Origin of the sequence: uncultured Nostoc sp., from assembly GCF_964245445.1 — a bacterium.
In the GTDB taxonomy this organism is placed as follows: Bacteria; Cyanobacteriota; Cyanobacteriia; order Cyanobacteriales; family Nostocaceae; genus Nostoc.
Window position 1 is genome coordinate 1 of sequence record NZ_CAXTNE010000178.1, and the last position, 16,879, is coordinate 16,879.

The 16,879-nt window shown below is 41.3% G+C and carries 19 protein-coding genes; 9 read left to right on the top strand and 10 right to left on the bottom strand.

What is annotated here, in order from left to right; genetic code table 11:
- Positions 1-26: 26 nt before the first annotated feature.
- The 3 genes from ACFE90_RS24795 to ACFE90_RS24805 form a co-directional block, all read right to left on the bottom strand.
- Positions 27-1,196: a sugar phosphate nucleotidyltransferase gene (locus ACFE90_RS24795; RefSeq protein ID WP_375505119.1), complete on the bottom strand. Its 1,170-nt coding sequence runs from the start codon at positions 1,194-1,196 to the stop codon at positions 27-29.
- Positions 1,197-1,427: 231 nt separating this feature from the next.
- On the bottom strand, positions 1,428-2,255 hold the full coding sequence (locus ACFE90_RS24800) for a segregation/condensation protein A (RefSeq protein WP_375505120.1): 828 nt from the start codon (positions 2,253-2,255) through the stop codon (positions 1,428-1,430).
- Between the two features lie 245 nt (positions 2,256-2,500).
- A complete protein-coding gene (locus tag ACFE90_RS24805) occupies positions 2,501-3,586 on the bottom strand; it encodes an AI-2E family transporter (RefSeq protein ID WP_375505121.1) in 1,086 nt (361 codons plus the stop codon).
- 141 nt (positions 3,587-3,727) lie between these two features.
- On the opposite strand from ACFE90_RS24805, the gene pdxH reads away from it, so the two are divergent.
- Positions 3,728-4,372 (top strand): pyridoxamine 5'-phosphate oxidase, encoded by a 645-nt coding sequence (gene pdxH / locus ACFE90_RS24810; RefSeq protein WP_375505122.1) that lies wholly within the window; start codon positions 3,728-3,730, stop codon positions 4,370-4,372.
- Between the two features lie 165 nt (positions 4,373-4,537).
- Here pdxH and ACFE90_RS24815 read toward each other — a convergent pair whose 3' ends face one another.
- Positions 4,538-5,155, bottom strand: a complete 618-nt coding sequence (locus tag ACFE90_RS24815) for an FMN-dependent NADH-azoreductase (protein WP_375505123.1) — start codon at positions 5,153-5,155, stop codon at positions 4,538-4,540.
- Positions 5,156-5,303: 148 nt separating this feature from the next.
- Between ACFE90_RS24815 and ACFE90_RS24820 the strand changes: the two genes are divergently transcribed.
- Positions 5,304-5,639, top strand: coding sequence for a winged helix-turn-helix transcriptional regulator (locus ACFE90_RS24820; RefSeq protein WP_375505124.1), 336 nt, complete (start codon positions 5,304-5,306; stop codon positions 5,637-5,639).
- A gap of 148 nt (positions 5,640-5,787) precedes the next feature.
- On the opposite strand, the gene ACFE90_RS24825 is transcribed toward ACFE90_RS24820, so the two are convergent.
- A complete protein-coding gene (locus tag ACFE90_RS24825; RefSeq protein WP_375505125.1) occupies positions 5,788-6,675 on the bottom strand; it encodes a DUF3153 domain-containing protein in 888 nt (295 codons plus the stop codon).
- Between the two features lie 415 nt (positions 6,676-7,090).
- Here ACFE90_RS24825 and ACFE90_RS24830 point away from each other — a divergent pair, with 415 nt between their 5' ends.
- Entirely contained in the window at positions 7,091-8,542 is a 1,452-nt protein-coding gene (locus ACFE90_RS24830; RefSeq protein WP_375505126.1) for a lipopolysaccharide biosynthesis protein, read from the top strand.
- A 528-nt stretch (positions 8,543-9,070) separates the two neighbouring features.
- A complete protein-coding gene (locus ACFE90_RS24835) occupies positions 9,071-10,150 on the top strand; it encodes a glycosyltransferase family 4 protein (RefSeq protein WP_375505127.1) in 1,080 nt (359 codons plus the stop codon).
- A 274-nt stretch (positions 10,151-10,424) separates the two neighbouring features.
- On the opposite strand, the gene ACFE90_RS24840 is transcribed toward ACFE90_RS24835, so the two are convergent.
- Positions 10,425-10,967, bottom strand: coding sequence for a tetratricopeptide repeat protein (locus ACFE90_RS24840; RefSeq protein ID WP_375505128.1), 543 nt, complete (start codon positions 10,965-10,967; stop codon positions 10,425-10,427).
- A gap of 169 nt (positions 10,968-11,136) precedes the next feature.
- On the opposite strand from ACFE90_RS24840, the gene ACFE90_RS24845 reads away from it, so the two are divergent.
- Positions 11,137-11,610 carry a hypothetical protein gene (locus tag ACFE90_RS24845; RefSeq protein WP_375505129.1) on the top strand — a complete coding sequence of 158 codons (474 nt, stop codon included), beginning with the start codon at positions 11,137-11,139 and terminating at the stop codon, positions 11,608-11,610.
- 214 nt (positions 11,611-11,824) lie between these two features.
- Here the strand turns inward: ACFE90_RS24845 and argB are convergent, their stop codons facing one another.
- The gene (argB, locus tag ACFE90_RS24850; RefSeq protein WP_229483844.1) at positions 11,825-12,718 is read right to left on the bottom strand and encodes an acetylglutamate kinase; all 894 of its coding nucleotides are present in this window, start codon (positions 12,716-12,718) and stop codon (positions 11,825-11,827) included.
- A gap of 101 nt (positions 12,719-12,819) precedes the next feature.
- Positions 12,820-13,182 (bottom strand): pentapeptide repeat-containing protein, encoded by a 363-nt coding sequence (locus tag ACFE90_RS24855; protein WP_375505130.1) that lies wholly within the window; start codon positions 13,180-13,182, stop codon positions 12,820-12,822.
- Between the two features lie 202 nt (positions 13,183-13,384).
- Between ACFE90_RS24855 and ACFE90_RS24860 the strand changes: the two genes are divergently transcribed.
- The gene (locus tag ACFE90_RS24860; RefSeq protein ID WP_375505131.1) at positions 13,385-13,987 is read left to right on the top strand and encodes a Uma2 family endonuclease; all 603 of its coding nucleotides are present in this window, start codon (positions 13,385-13,387) and stop codon (positions 13,985-13,987) included.
- Between the two features lie 11 nt (positions 13,988-13,998).
- Here the strand turns inward: ACFE90_RS24860 and ACFE90_RS24865 are convergent, their stop codons facing one another.
- The gene (locus ACFE90_RS24865) at positions 13,999-14,544 is read right to left on the bottom strand and encodes a shikimate kinase (protein WP_375505132.1); all 546 of its coding nucleotides are present in this window, start codon (positions 14,542-14,544) and stop codon (positions 13,999-14,001) included.
- Between the two features lie 197 nt (positions 14,545-14,741).
- Between ACFE90_RS24865 and ACFE90_RS24870 the strand changes: the two genes are divergently transcribed.
- The 3 genes from ACFE90_RS24870 (at position 14,742) to ACFE90_RS24880 (ending at position 16,112) form a co-directional block, all read left to right on the top strand.
- Entirely contained in the window at positions 14,742-15,077 is a 336-nt protein-coding gene (locus ACFE90_RS24870; protein ID WP_375505133.1) for a DUF433 domain-containing protein, read from the top strand.
- Positions 15,046-15,339 (top strand): DUF5615 family PIN-like protein, encoded by a 294-nt coding sequence (locus ACFE90_RS24875; RefSeq protein ID WP_375505134.1) that lies wholly within the window; start codon positions 15,046-15,048, stop codon positions 15,337-15,339. The genes ACFE90_RS24870 and ACFE90_RS24875 overlap by 32 nt, the downstream gene beginning before the upstream one ends.
- Positions 15,340-15,917: 578 nt before the next feature.
- Entirely contained in the window at positions 15,918-16,112 is a 195-nt protein-coding gene (locus ACFE90_RS24880) for a hypothetical protein (RefSeq protein ID WP_375505135.1), read from the top strand.
- 19 nt (positions 16,113-16,131) lie between these two features.
- Here ACFE90_RS24880 and ACFE90_RS24885 read toward each other — a convergent pair whose 3' ends face one another.
- A complete protein-coding gene (locus ACFE90_RS24885) occupies positions 16,132-16,830 on the bottom strand; it encodes a LapA family protein (RefSeq protein ID WP_375505136.1) in 699 nt (232 codons plus the stop codon).
- Between the last annotated feature and the right edge of the window lie 49 nt (positions 16,831-16,879).

The window sequence follows — 16,879 nt, forward strand, 5'->3', positions numbered from 1 at the left end:
GTCCCCAATCCCCAGTCCCCAATACCCTAACTTGCGTTTGTCCCCAACAATTCCTCTATCGCTTGTAACTCAAGAGGCGTATGTGATGGTGGGGTCTGACGGGCATCGGTAATCAGCCAGTCTAAAGCAGCCGCTTGAACATCTATTGCAGCGCCAGTTTTATCCACGCAATAACGTCCAAACACCAGCTTATCGACTAAACGCACTCCTGGCCCCAGGCGCGACCATTCAAAAATCACGCTGTTTTCCACTGTTGCGCCACTACATATCCAACAATTAGGGCCAATCATCGCAGGGCCGACAATTTTAGCTCCGTCTTCTATTCTCGTCATCCCGCCAATGTAAACTGGGCCTGTGATATCCACTTTGTCCCAATTTACGGCGACATTTAAGCCAGTGTAGATGCCAGGGGCGACTTCATGACCAGGAATTTGCACATTCTTGATTTCACCCAGCAGTACACCGCGAATCGCTCGCCAATAGTCTGGTACTTTACCAATATCTACCCATTCAAAATCCATAGGGATGGCGTAGAAGGGAGCTTTGATTTCCACCAATTTAGGAAATAAGTGGCTACCAATGTCATATTCGACACCAGAGGGGATATAGTTAAACACCTCTGGCTCAAAGATGTAAATACCTGTGTTGATGTTGGTGCTAAGGGCTTCTTCAGTTGAAGGTTTTTCTTGGAAAGCTTTGACACGCCCCTCTTCGTCAGTGACCACCACACCGTAACTAGAAACTTCTTCCTTGGGCACAGATTTCGTAATAATAGTAGCGATCGAGCTTTTAGCTCTATGCCATTTAACCGCTGCAGTTAAATCCAAATCAATTAAAGCATCACCGCACAACACCACAAAGGTATCGTCAAAAAAGGGCGAGAAGTCTTGGATGCGGCGCATCCCTCCAGCTGAACCAATTGCTTCTCCCTCTAGTTTACCGTCGTCATCAATTTTCCCTTCAAAGGAATAGGCAATTTGCACCCCAAACCGTTGACCGTCACGAAAATAGTTTTCTATTTCCTCAGCCAAATGACTAACATTGACCATAATTTGGTCAAATCCATGTTGGCGTAACAGTTCCAGCAAGAACTCCATCACTGGCTTTTGCAGGATGGGAATCATTGGTTTAGGAATTGTATAGGTAATCGGACGCACGCGAGTACCCTTGCCAGCCGCGAGAATCATCGCTTTCATAAAAATTTATTCCTCAACCACAAGCCAGTTTACTTTCATCGAGTGATACTTAATCATCAATTTTTATTTCTGCTTTAAGTTATCCCTTAAACAGGGATAACAGGAATTTAGTGGTTATTGCAACCATAGGTATACTTAGATGACAAGCGATCGCTTATCTTTTCAATTTACTCGGATTTTGGGACTGAATCAAAAATCTGTAAATTATCTCTCAGGCTGCTTTTCGCTTTTTTAGTTCATCGACTCCTCAAAAGGTTTACCAGTCTTAGCTGATGTAAGTAGCCGAACTTTAATCTCATGGTAAAACTCCTCTTGAAATAGTTCTACTTTCGATTGAGCTGAAAGTAGTAGGAGCGCCCAGAAAACGCTAACTACGTTACTGTGTTTAGAATCATGTCCAGACCCATTTTGATTGAGAAGCTTTGTCTGAGTCCACAATTCTACAAGTTGTTCTAGATTCAACCAATTTTGTTCTAAATTTAGCTCCCTTGCCGACACATTCAACACCTGCTCCAGTTCCCTAGCTACTTCCGTCAGATTTTCCTGGTGAGCTAACTCCAGCGCCTCCCGCATACTTTGGACGCTAGGCAGCCGTCTGGGACGGATCGGTTTGCTGACTTTTTCTACCAGTTTTAGCTGGTTCGCCATAATCTGCAATTGCTTAATTAACTCTTGCAGAGTCACCCGGCGCTTTGGTGGCGGCATTGCCGATGCACGACGACGCAATTGTCGTTCTAATGGTAGACGATGACCCTGATGTAATATTCCGTCTTCATCTTCTAATAGGGAATCATCTACTACACCATCCTGGACATCTCCTACTGTTGACAATTGCATTAAGGTATTAGCTTTAAATAATACCAGCATTGATGCTGACAAAAATGCCTGTCCAGATTGAGACAAGTCCGATTCATAACCTCTTCCTATTGCCTCCGGTGCCATCAGTTCTAAGTAACGGTCAATCACCTCAATCACTTGGACATCCCAAGGGTCAATTTCTCCCTGTTGGGCTTGGTAAATCAGGAGTGTGATTGTTTCTAATAGCTCGGAAGCTTCCATCAACGGGTTCTAAGTTAATTAATGACAGGAATTGCCTGTTGGCAGTATCCCCTGAAATTTGTAATCAATCACCATTGTGAATTGTGAGATCAGATTGTGCAACTTTGGGGATTGGGCATTGGGCATTGGGAAGAGGACTAAGGGACAAGGAGGATTGGGGACAAGGGAAAAGACTTGTTGCAAGTTCTCACAAGTCACCTTGTCACCTTGGATACCTGCCCCCTGCCCCCTGCCCCTCTGCCCTCTTAATCAGGGGGTGGGTTATGAGCAATAGTGACAGTTGATACAAAGTCACTTGGCTTGCCGCTCTTGATCGCATCGAAAGTGCCTTTAATAGTACCAGCAATGGGAACAGCAACAAGCGTCCCTAACAACCCAGCAATCTCAAATCCCATCAAAATAGCTACGAAAATCCAAATGGGATTCAACCCAATAAAGTTGCCGAGTAACCTGGGAGCTAACAAGTTATCTTTAAGCTGCTGCATGAGAATTGCCGCTATGGCAACTTGAACTGCCAACCACCAATTTTGCAGCAGGACTAAAATCGTCACTAGACCAATGCCGAGAGATGCCCCGATAAAGGGAATAAGTTCCGAGATACCGATTAATATGGCAAACAACAGGGCAAAGGGCAGCTTCATTACTAAGAAAATTGGCGTCAGGGTTAGCACCATGAACAGTCCTAGCAATAACTGGCTGAGGAAAAAGTTCTGAAAATTTAGGCGCAAGGATGCGGTAAGGGGATCTGCAATATTAGAGGGCAAAAGATTGACCAGACCATACCAGACGCGATCGCCATATAAAAGCATATAAAATGCAAGCACAATGACTAACACTAAGTCAAGTAATCCTGAGAGCAGTGTTCCAGCAAATCCCACTGCACCAGAAGCTAGTTGTTGTACCAGATTCTGAATGTTGGCATTGATTTGACTGCTCACAACCCTCAAATCAATTGGCAAACGTCGTTGTTTTGCCAGCATCTCAAACTGCTCTAAGTTTTTTTGACTAGCGCCTAACCAATCAGGGATATTATTTAACAGTTGGATTGTTTGGTCAATGATCAACGGCACTAGGGTGACGCCCAGAATCCCAAACAGAGTTAACGTTGCAAGTAAAACTATAATCACCGCTTGAGTGCGCGTAATTTGAGCACGTTCAAAGAACTTAACTGGATAATTTAGTAGAAAAGCCAAAATTGCCGCAATACTCAAGACGGTAATAGGATGTTGGAAATAGCGAAAAAGCACGGACAGCAGCCAGACATTGAGAGCGATAATCGGGCCGCTTAGACCATAAATTAACAGGCGTTGAAGGGAGGCCGAACGGCGCATCTTATGCAACCTATTTTAGATATTCTTTGGGAGAATTTGTAAAATTCTTGATGGTGCTGATCATCATCATCATAGATATTTTATAGATATTTTTAACAAAGACATGTATAAGCGTATCTGATAACAAGGAAGTAAATCAAAATGGACAAAACCGTAGCTGACCTTCGCAAAGACTACACCTTGGAAGGTTTGAGCGAACTTGAAGTTGACCTCAATCCGTTTATCCAATTTAAAAAATGGTTCGATCAGGCACTAGCAGCGCAACTCCCAGAACCCAATGCCATGACCATTGCTACCGCGACACCAGACGGTAAGCCCTCAGCCAGAATGGTGTTACTCAAGGATTTTGATGAACGGGGCTTTGCCTTCTTTACCAACTACAACAGTCACAAAGGACAAGAACTGGCAGAAAATCCTCAGGGGGCTTTAGTGTTCTGGTGGGCAGAACTGGAACGTCAAGTGCGGATTTCGGGGTATGTGGAGAAAGTTTCCGAAACTGAATCCGACCAGTATTTTCACAGTCGCCCTGCCAACAGTCGCTTGGGAGCGTGGATATCTAATCAAAGCGAGGTGATAGAAAGCCGAGAAGTTCTGGAGCGACGTTTGCAGGAATTTAAGAGCAAATATGAAAATCAGGAGATTCCCCGACCGCCTCATTGGGGAGGCTTACGAGTGATCCCCACAGAAATTGAGTTTTGGCAAGGCCGTCCTAGTCGTCTGCACGATCGCTTGCTCTATAGCCGTTTAGATAATGACACTTGGAAAATTGAGCGGTTGTCACCGTGAAGAAGAGGCAGGGGGCAGTTCTTGTTGGGGACAGGGGGACAAGGTGACTTGGGAGAACTTGCAACGAGTCTTTCCCCTTGTCCTCTTCCCAATGCCCTGCAAAAGCCTTGATATACAAAACTTTTGACTTTTGACTTGCGGTAATGCTCAATACCTCGCATCACATTACCACTGGGTAATTAAATTTTTAATTGCTGCCCGTGCTTCTGATAGAGATTGGGTACGGGCATCTCCCTCGTTCAGGCTATTAGCGTTAATAAATTGAATGTCTGTAATTCCAATAAAACCGAAAATCGCCCGTAGGTATGGTTCTTGGAAGTCGTAGGCAACGAAAGGAGATGTCGGGCTAAAGTCGCTGCCGCGAGCTGTAATGATAACCGCCTTTTTACCCTCGACTAATCCTCTTAAGCCTTGAGCATCTATAGCAAAAGTCCGGTTAGCGCGAACGATTTGGTCGATGTAAGCCTTAAAAGTGGAAGGTATATTGAAGTTGTACATTGGCACTCCAAAGACGTAGCGATCGGCTGCCAAAAACTCATCAATCAGTTCGTCAGAAATCCTAAGTGCCTCAGTTAATTCTGGGGTATGGGTTTCTGGTGGTGAAAATGCCGCCGCAATCCAAGCTTCATTAACGTGAGGAATTGTGTGATGCCCTATATCTCGATAGGCGATCGCATCTTCGGGATGTGTTGCCCTCCAACCACTGACGAATTCCTTAGATAGTTCTCTGGAGTGCGATCGCTCACCACGGGGGCTGGAATCAATATGTAAAATCTTTACCACCAAATATCTCCTGATTAGCTAAGATTTCTGCTTTTACTTTTTTTGAGTCTAAATTTCAAAGCATTACATTAGATACTAAAAGTAACTAGTTACTAAAGTAAAGTAGTTACTAGAAAGTAACTGTCGCACAATTTTAGCTAACTTATCGATGTCTGTCTCTAAAAATCCTGATGCTTGCCCTGTCAGTATTCTGATGTCCTTACTATCAGGGCCCTGGACAATGTATATACTGTGGGTGTTGTGTAATAGTGGGGCTACTCGCTTTGGTGCATTGAAACACCTAGTTGAGGGCATCTCTACCAAAGTTCTAACTGAAAGGCTGAGGATGCTTGAGGCAGCAGAAATTATTTATCGCCAGTATGAACCGACTGTTCCACCCCAAGTGACTTACGGTCTCACAGAACGTGGTCAGGAACTCGTTGATGTACTTCATCAGCTCAGTACACTTGCTGAACGTTGGTATGGCAGCAAACAACGGGAATAGGGAATGGGGAATGGGGAATAGTGACGACTGAAGTTGTGGGATTGGAATAAGAACGCTTTATGCGTCGTTGCAAGCAATCTCAGCATAATTTTTCTTTTTGAGTGCGGCTCTAAACCCAGAACTAAAGTTATTCCCTATTCCCTATTCCCTATTCCCTATTTACTGCTACTTTGGGAGAAAACTGAAGTCTGGGATCTGGCATGAAATTGTATCTCAAGTACAATCCTCCCCAGACAAACACGATAATTAACAACGCACCAATACCAAGGGGACTGGGAAGCCAGAAAATGGTTTCTATGTGGTTTAGCTCACCAGGCTGGAGTTTCCACACTAATCGATTGCCATTTTTTTCTGGCTCTATGGCAGTTTCAGTTAGTTGAATATTTTTGGCTCCCCAAGGAGTCTTTAAGCTAAATTCCAAGTCGAGAATTGAACCAGCATTAGCCAAGACGTTACCTTTGCTGGCAATTAGAGATAGCGATCGCAAATCCAAATCATAAATTAACCGATTTCGGACTAAAAGTAAAAAATTGTTCTGCTCCAAGAGTACATTTGATTCAATTTTCGGCAGTTCTGAGTCAGATTGGCTCCCCACTGACTCAGAGGCTTGATTTGCACGGGAGTTAAAAAATTCGTTAAACTTCTCTTGTAATTCCCTACCACTACTAAAAGGAATTGTGACAATGATTTCTTCTTGGGAAACTCGCTGTGTTTTCCCTTCTAGTTGACGGGCGCGGCGCTCTATGCTATTCAACCATTCGTACACAGAATCGCCACTAAAACTAGTTAGCCGCTCTCCCAACTTAATATGCTGTACTAGTTCGCCACTATTTGAGTTGTCAAAGTTAAGCCCTACATCGTACTTAACACAGCCAGTCAGTAGCAGGGATGTTAACAGCACTAACCACAGAATAGGATTTCGCATGGGAAAGACGCGGTTCATTCGATTTCGACCATTGAGTGTCAATACAAAACTAAATGGTCTGATTAATCTGATTAACCACAAGAAAATCTGTCCGAAAATTGAAGAATTCATAACTATAAGTCTCTCAAAAAGTCAAACTTTTTAACCAATCTTGACTTTTACCTCAACGCAAGGCAATCTGGTGTTCAAGGTTTCTACACCAGTTTCTATAATTTTAGGAAAGTTCGCAACAGACTGGTAAAGTTTATTCAATGACTACAAATTTGCAAAAGGTAGTATGATCTTGAAGGGATAATTACTTAAATTTGAAAAATTATTTTTCGGAAGATTATATCAATTACTTAACTAATAATATTTTGCTTTGTCGTTTTTGGATTAGAAAATTTGGATAAGAACTAAGGCGATGTATAACAATTTAGTTTTATCACAAGAGCATGTAACTGTAATCGTTGCAAACCAAACAGACAATTTAAGCAGACACAAAAAGCTACATTCATTATAGATTATTTCAGGGGTTAACTCTGTAATGCAATCACGTAAAGATTCATCAAATTTACGACAAAAAGCTGTTAAAGGAGTACTGTGGTCTGCTCTAGACAGTTGGGGACGTCAAGTTATTGCCCTCGGTATTTTCTTCATACTGGCACGCTTGCTAGGGCCAGAAACTTTTGGTCTAGTTGCTCTATCTACCATATTTTTGAATTTTTTGCAAATTTTTATTGACCAAGGTCTTTCCCAAGCAATTGTGCAACGTCAACATATAGAAAAAGAACATTTAGATACTGCCTTTTGGACTAATTTAGCAGTCAGTGGTCTGGTAGCAATATTAAGTATTGCTTGTGCTGGATTAATTGGTAATTTATTCAAAGAGCCACAGATTACGCCAATAATCCGCTATTTATCTCTAGGATTTCTAATCAGTGGTTTTAGTAGTGTTCAAGAAGCAATTTTTCAACGAAAACTAGCTTTCAAATCCCTTGCTATACGCTCATTGTTAGCAGTAATTCTTGGCGGGATAGTCGGCGTAACTATGGCGTTTATGGGATTTGGAGTCTGGAGCCTTGTCGGTCAGCAATTAACCAATAGCTTTGCACAAGTTTTAGTACTTTGGTGGGTAAGTGACTGGCGTCCAGGATTCAGATTTTCGCCAAAACACTTCAAAGAACTATTTGCCTTTGGAGTGAATGTAATGGGGATGAATTTATTTAACTTTCTAAACCGCCGTTCTGACGATTTTTTAATCGGCTATTTCCTAGGTTCTACTGCTTTAGGGTATTACAGCGTTGCCTATCGTTTGCTGCTAAATTTAACGCAATTACTAACTGTCATTATTTCAAAAGTTTCTCTTTCTACCTTTTCCAGATTACAAGAAGAACCTGAAAGATTACGTAATGCGCTTTATAAAGGAATCCAACTTACAAGTTTAATTACTTTTCCAGGGTTCATGGCCACGGTAATATTAGCACCTGAAATAGTATTGGTTATATTTGGAGAAAAGTGGTCACCAAGTATTCCAGTCATGCAGGTTTTGAATCTTATGGGTATTATTTATGCTTATTTTTATTTCAATGCCCCTGTGATAATGGCTGTAGGAAAACCTTCTTGGAAATTAGCTTTAGATTTTGTACAAGCCGTCTGTAATGTTATTGTCTTCGCTATATCAGTTAAATGGGGAATTGTTGCTGTTGCAGCAGCTTACGTTCTCAGAAGTTATTTAATGGCACCCCTCGATATTTGGGTAGTTTGGAAGTTGATTCGCATTGATGTAGGAACTTATCTGCGCCAAGGTTGTGTGCCTCTAGTAGGAACAATAATTATGCTGATTGCTATTTTTATCGTTAAATATTTTTTGAATACATTAATCAGTTCTTTTGCGTTACTAGTTATTTCTATAATTGTAGGTATCATAGTATACGTCTTGTCAATTTTCGTGATTGCGCCAAAATTATTTTGGCAGGTGGTAAATATTGCCCGTTAAGGCAGCAAATATAGAATTTATAAGCTCCACGATCAGCTAACAGTGAACCTAAAACTGCTGCCACAGAACGATCAACAAGGCTCTGCCTCCTGAACGGAAGGCAGAGCTTTTGTTCGATACATTTTTTTATACAAGTGTGGTTCTAAATCCACAACTCAAGTTTTCATTAATACTTCTTTGCTCCAACAAGAACTGCTTTCTCTTGTAACTAAACTCCAAAATATCCCAATCATCACTAGATAACCCAAGGCTGTGAGCCAAATTGCCCAGATGAAGCAACTTTTGGGAATGCTGCTAAAGAGTTAAAAATATCACGATATTTGTACTGATGTAATTGGTTAGCGATCGCCTACAAAGAAAACACCAGCAGCAACAAGCTAAACAAAGAGCTGAAATTGAGTCGCAGCTTTTTTAGCATAACTCTTGACTTTTAATTTACGAGCAGTCGCAAAGGTTACATCCTCTTGACACAACATTGACAAATTACTTATGTAAACTTTAAACGACCTCTAAAATGTAAAATGAAAAATGGAAAATATAAAATCGATTTTTCTACCTAAAGCATTTGTTGATGGGAACCCCTACATAACACAGCTAATTGATAATTTAGAAAAAGTAGGTATTGAATTAGCACTCCCAAGCATTTCATCTTCAACAACTTTTTTTTTACACTTAGTAATTTTACGTGAGAAGGTAGATTTCGTACATTTGCATTGGTTAGATCCATTTTTCACATATCAAAATCAATTTAATATACTCAAATTATTAATAGTTGTATTTCAGCTACTTTTACTAAAATTACTTGGTATAAAAATTGTTTGGACAGTACATAATCTTAAAAATCATGAAAACATAAACTTAACTTTCGATCGAATTTATAGCATTATTGTAGCTGAATTATCTAACGCTATCATTACTCATTGCCAAGTGGCAAAAGAAGAGGTTGTAAAGGAGTTTTATATAAGGAACAAAGATAAAGTCTTTGTTGTTCCACATGGTAATTACATAGACTTTTACGAAAATAAGATTGAAAAAGCAACTGCCCGAGAAAGATTAGGTTTAAAACATTCTAATCTTGTTTTTCTCTTCTTTGGTTCAATTCGTCCCTACAAAGGAGTATTTGAACTTATAGATACGTTCAATCAACTACATAGTGAAAAAATCCAATTAGTCATTGCTGGCAGAGTTCACAAAGATAGTCAAGAAATGACAGATATGCTTAGGGAGAAGATTGCTAATGATCAAAGAATCAAGTTTTTTCCAGGCTTCGTTCCAACTGATGAAGTTCAACTTTACATGAATGCTTGTGATGCAGTTATCTTTCCCTACCGAGATATTTTAACATCGGGTGCAGTACTTTTAGCAATGTCCTTCGGTAGAGCCTGTATAGCACCACGCAAAGCTTGTATTGGAGAAGTGCTTGACGATGCAGGGGCATTTTTATATGAAATAGATGATGAAAATGGCTTAACTAAAGCTATGAATTCTGCTTTAGAAAATGACTATGAGCTATTTTTGATGGGAAAGCATAACCTCCAGCTAGCTGAAGAGTATAATTGGAAATATATTGCTAAGATGACAGCACATGTATACCATTATTGCTTATAAAATTAACTTCTCTTGGTATATAATAATACTGTAGTATTGTGATTTGGCAAGAGAAAAGTAGAGTTAATGTTTTAGTGCGGGGCTGAAATTGGTCAAAAGCAGTAATTGCTGAAAACGCCCCGCAAGCAAAAGTTTCAAAGGTGGAAAAAACGAAGTATCATCTGAACCATTTTTAATAACCATAACTAAATGGTTATTCTTGTTCAGTTAAATAACTCCACATTCAGCTGAAATTACTGCTCATAGTAGATGACTAATCCAATGTGAGTTGTTATCAGCTTGGGGTTCCTGAAAAATTCAACCAAACCAAGTACGAGATGGTAAAACCAATGGCAATTAGCGCCACCCAGATAAAGCGATTATCTCTGGTATTGACCTGACTGAGGTCAACGAATTCTGGCTCGGCAGGTTTAGGCTTTTGCTGCACAGAAGATTTAGTAGACTTAGCAGGTACAGAAATTTTGAGTTCATTATCGGATAGTGCGCCCAAGTCTGGGATTTCGGTCATCCACTCGCTGGGTCTTTTCAGCTTTGGTGCTTTCAAGATGTAAAGCATCCGTCGCGCTTGTTTGCCAATTTCAAAATGGGCATGGCGTTTGAGTCTTTCGCAAAGAGCGATCGCATCATCGGTGCGTCCAGCTGCTTCATAAGCTGTCACCAGATAGATTTCTACTTCCCCCCCAAGGCGAGAATTACGAGCTAACAGGGCGCTGGCCTTTTCTAAATTTTCTACGGCTTCGCGGTATTGCCCATTTTCAAAGGCAGCTTTCCCAGCCTGATAGCGGGTTTTAGCAATTTCTAAACTTTCTACACTCACGGTTTATACAAAAATCAGCACTATTTTAATTTTGCCAATACCAGCAATCTTTTTGGAATTTTTTCAAAAGCTGGCAACCTAAAAGTAAATAAACTTCTAAAATTTTAACTAAGTAGGTGCGACTATTTTCTAATTAAAAATTCCGATATCAAATGCAGGTGAGCAAAATATGTTAAAAATCAAGCATTTGCAACTAAATTGGCTCGAAGCCGCCATGAGTTTAGCAGTTATGGGTGTAAGCATTGCTCCAGCTTCTGCACAGTCTGTGATCGTGATTGATGGTGCTTATGGAGCTAGGCGATCGCCTGCTGTGGGTTCCTTCATTTATGGTAATCCGATTCTCACACCCGATTATGGAGTCAGGCGATCGCCTGCTGTCGGTTCCTTTATTTATGGTAGTCCGATTCCCACACCTATGCCTGTAGACCCAGCAACGGGACTCATGCCACAACGCAATAATTACCCTGATTATTACTATCCCCAGTTCAGGCAGAACGTGAGAAATTCCACCTTGATTAATCCGACTTTGATTAATCCGGCAATTCGCGACTCAACCATAGTTAATCCGGTGATTATAGATAACTCATGGCGACGTACACCATTTAGCGGCGGGCGATCGCGGGTTTTCATTTATCCCCGTTAAAGTGATACTACCGTATACACACAAGTCTTTTAGAGTGGCTCCACACACTTTTAATCCCCCCAACCCCTTTTGAAAAGCAAAGCTGTTTCATTCCCTCAAAGGCTCAAAAAAGACTTGTGTTGTGAACGAAAGTACTTGTGTGTACACCGTAGGTAAAGAGATGAGGCAGATGAGGAAGAACTTTTTACTCCAAACTCTAAACTCCTAACTCTTACTACGTAAACTGCGAACCCAGAATCATTGTCCCAATCCCAACATCAGTAAAGATTTCGAGTAACAGGGCGTGGGGAATGCGACCATCGATGATGTGTGCTGCACGGACTCCTTGAGCAAGCGATCGCACACAACAACTGACTTTGGGAATCATCCCACCGCTAACTATACCATTGGCAATCAGTTCGCGGGCTTCACGAATATCTACTTTTGGAATCAAAGTAGATGGGTCTTTGTAATCTTTTAAAATTCCACTGGTGTCAGTCAGTAAAATTAACTTTTCTGCTCCCAGTGCAGCAGCGATTTCTCCAGCTACAGTATCGGCGTTAATATTATAAGCTTGCCCTGTCTCGTCTCCGGCGACACTGGACACTACCGGAATATAGCCATTGCTAGCCAGGGTGTCCAAAATCTTGATATTCACATTGCTGACTTCCCCGACAAAACCGATGCCTTCTTGACCTTGGGGACGCGCTGTAAATAGATTACCGTCTTTACCGCAAAGTCCTACAGCCAATCCACCAGCTTGGTTAATTAGCGCGACAATTTCTTTATTAACTCGACCAACTAAAACCATTTCCACCACATCCATTGTGGCAGCATCAGTGACTCGCAGACCATTCTTAAACTGCGGTTCGATTCCCAGCTTATCTAACCAACTGTTAATTTCTGGGCCACCGCCGTGTACTACAATTGGACGCAAGCCCACGCAGGATAAGAATACAATGTCGCGGATAACTTTGTCTTTGAGTGTGCTATCTTTCATCGCTGCGCCACCGTATTTGACAACAACAGTGCGACCGGCGAATTGTTGAATATAAGGTAGTGCTTCGCTTAGTACACGTACACGAGTGGCTTCAGCTTGCCTGATGTATTCAGAATCGTTGACCGTCATGAGGAGCCTAACAGAGAGAGTTAAAACCTATTTCAGTCAGTGTAGAAGACTTTGTAACTCCTCACAATCTCTGATGCCAAAGTCGAGTATGTTTGTACTGATCAGCCATAGCTGTTTGGTTCAGTTACGAGTTCACCATCTGGCATAACCGTATTGTAGAAATAAGCCCCATACATTTCCGCGCCGTGCCAGTTAACTTCCAATAAATTAGCGTTTTCGAGATTGACGCTCTCCATACGAGTAACTCTCAAATCAGCACCACGTAAATCAGCACCGCTCAGATTAGCGTCTCTTAAATCAGCACCCCATAACTTAGTTTTACAGAGGATCGCCCCACTCAAATCAGCACCACTGAAATTAATGCCAGACAAGTCAACTTCGCTTAGGTCTGCACCACTGAGATCGACTCCTGAAAAATCATTTTCCCCTACATCTAAACGACTAAAAAACTCTTCAATATCCATTGAATTCTTTCGTGACACAGCGGTAAAACTTCAAGCTCTAGAGTCAATCCTATAGGACGGATGAGACAGATCAAGATGCTGCGTTAATGAAGTAACACACCTTACAAATTAACTATTCCCACATTACCGGACACAACATAACAGCGATCGCTCCTTCAAACCTCTAGAATTGAAATCATTCGGCTGAAGCTAGGGAATGAAAATGACCACGCTGCTAATTCAAACTGAAAGCACACCCCTAACGGTAAATTTCCCCTCGCTTGTGCAGATGACAAATGAGCAGTTCTACGAATTCTGCCAAGCCAATGGAGATTTACGAATTGAGCGTACTGCCAATGGGGAAGTCATCATTATGCCACCAGCTTTTTCAGATACGGGCAACCGTAACTTTAACATTGCTGCACAGCTTGGGTATTGGACTGAACAAGATGGCACTGGGATAGGCTTTGACTCCAGTACAGGTTTTACGCTACCTAATGGAGCGATGCGTTCCCCTGATGCTTCTTGGATTGAACTGGAGCGTTGGAACGCCTTAACAGATGCACAAAAAGCCTCATTTGCACCAATTTGTCCCAGCTTTGTTATTGAGTTACGCTCCTCTAGCGACCGCCTGATAAAATTACAAGACAAAATGCAGGAGTACATCGATAACGGTGCATCATTAGGCTGGTTAATTGATCGGCAGAATCGAAAAGTCTACGTTTACCGTCCTAATCGAGAACTTGAAATTTTGGAAAATCCCGAAGCAGTTACCGATAATCCAGAATTACCAGGGTTTATCTTACGGATGGCCAAAATTTGGTAATTAGAGTCTTCCTAATGAGAAACTTGTGTTTTCAGAACGCTAGGAATTGCCTCAAGTACTCGCTTGGCAACGTCTTCAGGTGTTTCTCCCTCTCGCTCAATGATGTGCAAATCGGCTTGAGAGTAAAGTGGTGTACGTTGTTCGAGGAGCGATCGCAATTTCCCTTTAGGATCAGCATCTTGCAGCAGTGGTCTTGTGGTATCTTCAGCTAAACGGCTGTAAATTATCTCCACTGGCGTATCTAGCCACACTATCAAACCGTGGTGCAGATAACCCCAATTTTCTCGCCGCAGTACAATGCCCCCACCGGTTGCAATAGTTAACTTTGTAAAAGCACAAACTTGTGAAAGCACGTCGCTTTCTAACTGGCGAAAGCCTGCTTCACCAACTTGTGCAAATAACTGATTGATAGATTTACCTGTTGCTTGGGCAATAACATTATCAGTATCCACAAACCCATAACCCAATTCCTTCGCCAGTAAGCGCCCTACTGTCGTCTTACCAACGCCCATTATCCCAATTAAGTACAAGTTGACTCCTTGTAATAAGCTACTCACCAGTTGCTTCGCTCCAATTCTGAGTTCTGAGTCACAGTTTTAAATTATAAACTTAACGACTCATACGTGCGTATTCAAGCAATGCCTGAGTTAGGATGCGCCAATGCACTTTATCACCCACAACACTGGAAAAGCGATCGCTAATCAGGTGATAATTAAAATATAATTTGTTCTTATAGGAGTGTTTCTTGGATAAAATGTCTAAGATACCAGTAATCTCAGAACACATTGAAATTACTCCAGATGGGGGTAAACCACGTATTGCTGGACACCGAATTAGAGTGCAAGATATTGTTATTTGGCACGAACGCATGGGGCTTTCGCCTGACGAAATCGTTTATCATTATCCCAGTATAACTTTAGCTGATGTCTATGCTGCTCTAGCTTATTACCACGATCATCAAGATGAGATCAGGCAAGAAATTGCAGAAGGAGAAGCCTTTGTTAGAGAAGTACAGGCTAAAACCCCTTCGATTCTGCAAGAGAAACTAAAGAATCGAAATGACACAAAAAATTCGATTCCACCTAGATGAGAATGTCAGTAATGCTATAGCGGATGGCTTACGTCGTCGTGGTATTGATGTGACGACTACATCAGAAACAGGACTGATAGCTGCATCAGATGGAGAACAGCTTTATTTTGCAATGTCTCAGAATCGGGTAATTTTCACCCATGATGATGACTTTGTGAAACTTCATCATAGTGGCTTTATTATGCACGCAGGAATTATTTACTGCGCTCAGAACCGCTACTCAATTGGGGAAATATTGAGAAGTTTAATTTTAATCTGGTAAGTTCTTGAGCCAGAAGAAATGAGCTATAAACTTGAATTTATTTGAAAGCTTTTATTTATTTTTAAGTTCTACAAATTCATCTTCTATTTAAGATGAATCCACTGTCGTTATTATTGTTATTAATGTATTTAAAGTAACTAAGACAATAGATTAAGATTCTTCTGTGAAATTACCATAAATAATAAACGATGAATTTCTCGGAAATCTAGTAATATCCCTGATGTAACTTGGTATTTGCTGCATAGCGATCGCTATGCTTAACTAAAAAATTAATATAGCTTGTTTGAAACTTTATCTAAACAATTTCTGTCTATTTAAATAATCCGAATTTTCACTCTGGTGGGTAATTTTAAGTATACACAATACTGTGTTTCTACTAGCACAGGGTTGTTATTCTAAAAGTTCAGTTATAACAAGCCCTAACCAATTAAATGTTTCCTATAAAGGTGTAAATAATGACTTATATCCTGCGATCGCCCAGAAAAGCTTGTCAAGTTGAAATTTCGGCACAAAGACTACTGCATATTTCACCCCAATAAGCCTGAATGAATAAATATAGGATGGATGAGGCGTCAACTATGACTCGAATTCGTGATGTTGTACAAAAAGCTTTAAAAACTGGCTATTTGACAGTAGAAGCTGAAAATCAACTACGACAACTGTTGACTACCCGGTATGACTTAGAAGATTTTAATGCTTTCATGACTTTGCAGGAAGCTGCCATGACTGGTAAGGTCAAGCAAGAGTCTAGAGAGCGGTGTGGCATCAAGTAGAGACGTAGCCTGCTACATCTCACCGACGGGGGCGTTTACCATCATCTTCAAAATCATCATCATCAAAAAATTCCCAATCATCATCATCATCGGCTTGATTGGTAGTCGGCGGCTGATAAGGGGGGATGATTACCCGGTAATCAGCATCATAAACAGATTCAGTTTTTCCCGCAGCCGTATTTTTTGGTTCCCGGTAGCTGTAAGAGTAAACTGAACCAGATTGAGAACTGCTTTTGGCTTCTGATTGACGTTCGTAAGTTTTAGAGTCTTTAGGCTGTTGAGCTTGAGAATTAGAAGTAGGTGTTTCCTCTGACTTTTCATCAAAGTTCCAATCATCATCTTTAGTGCCATTTGTCTCCCAATCATCAAAGACATCACTAGTAGGCTTTTCTTTTTTACTAGCTGGTGGTGGAGAACTGGCAGGACGAGATGTAGGTTCTTCTCTACGGGTTGCCTTCGCACGAGGCGTTGTGCTTCGGCGGTCAGGAGTTTGGCGTTGTCTTCCTCCAAAATAATTAGATAAGTTAAACAAGGTAGCAATCAATATAGATGTGAAAGCACCAGTGGCAGTACTAAACAAAATCCATATAGCTAGTGGTAATGGTTGAGTTCGCACGCCCAAAAATACTAGCGATAGGGCAGGTGAGAAATTTTGGACTAATAACAGCGTTAGTCCTCCCAGTACTGCCACCAATAGAATTAAGCGAATTACAGCCATAGCAATTTTGTCAGTTGTCATTTAGTGAAGAGGAAAGGGGGCAGGGGGC

What these genes read in the sequence shown, in the direction of transcription:
- ACFE90_RS24795 (WP_375505119.1), bottom strand. Translation starts at nt 1,196, where the DNA reads ATGAAAGCGATGATTCTCGCGGCTGGCAAGGGTACTCGCGTGCGTCCG.
- ACFE90_RS24800 (WP_375505120.1), bottom strand. Translation starts at nt 2,255, where the DNA reads ATGGAAGCTTCCGAGCTATTAGAAACAATCACACTCCTGATTTACCAA.
- ACFE90_RS24805 (WP_375505121.1), bottom strand. Translation starts at nt 3,586, where the DNA reads ATGCGCCGTTCGGCCTCCCTTCAACGCCTGTTAATTTATGGTCTAAGC.
- pdxH (WP_375505122.1), top strand. Translation starts at nt 3,728, where the DNA reads ATGGACAAAACCGTAGCTGACCTTCGCAAAGACTACACCTTGGAAGGT.
- ACFE90_RS24820 (WP_375505124.1), top strand. Translation starts at nt 5,304, where the DNA reads ATGTCTGTCTCTAAAAATCCTGATGCTTGCCCTGTCAGTATTCTGATG.
- ACFE90_RS24825 (WP_375505125.1), bottom strand. Translation starts at nt 6,675, where the DNA reads ATGAATTCTTCAATTTTCGGACAGATTTTCTTGTGGTTAATCAGATTA.
- ACFE90_RS24830 (WP_375505126.1), top strand. Translation starts at nt 7,091, where the DNA reads ATGCAATCACGTAAAGATTCATCAAATTTACGACAAAAAGCTGTTAAA.
- ACFE90_RS24835 (WP_375505127.1), top strand. Translation starts at nt 9,071, where the DNA reads ATGGAAAATATAAAATCGATTTTTCTACCTAAAGCATTTGTTGATGGG.
- ACFE90_RS24845 (WP_375505129.1), top strand. Translation starts at nt 11,137, where the DNA reads ATGTTAAAAATCAAGCATTTGCAACTAAATTGGCTCGAAGCCGCCATG.
- argB (WP_229483844.1), bottom strand. Translation starts at nt 12,718, where the DNA reads ATGACGGTCAACGATTCTGAATACATCAGGCAAGCTGAAGCCACTCGT.
- ACFE90_RS24855 (WP_375505130.1), bottom strand. Translation starts at nt 13,182, where the DNA reads ATGGATATTGAAGAGTTTTTTAGTCGTTTAGATGTAGGGGAAAATGAT.
- ACFE90_RS24860 (WP_375505131.1), top strand. Translation starts at nt 13,385, where the DNA reads ATGACCACGCTGCTAATTCAAACTGAAAGCACACCCCTAACGGTAAAT.
- ACFE90_RS24870 (WP_375505133.1), top strand. Translation starts at nt 14,742, where the DNA reads ATGTCTAAGATACCAGTAATCTCAGAACACATTGAAATTACTCCAGAT.
- ACFE90_RS24875 (WP_375505134.1), top strand. Translation starts at nt 15,046, where the DNA reads ATGACACAAAAAATTCGATTCCACCTAGATGAGAATGTCAGTAATGCT.
- ACFE90_RS24880 (WP_375505135.1), top strand. Translation starts at nt 15,918, where the DNA reads ATGACTCGAATTCGTGATGTTGTACAAAAAGCTTTAAAAACTGGCTAT.
- ACFE90_RS24885 (WP_375505136.1), bottom strand. Translation starts at nt 16,830, where the DNA reads ATGGCTGTAATTCGCTTAATTCTATTGGTGGCAGTACTGGGAGGACTA.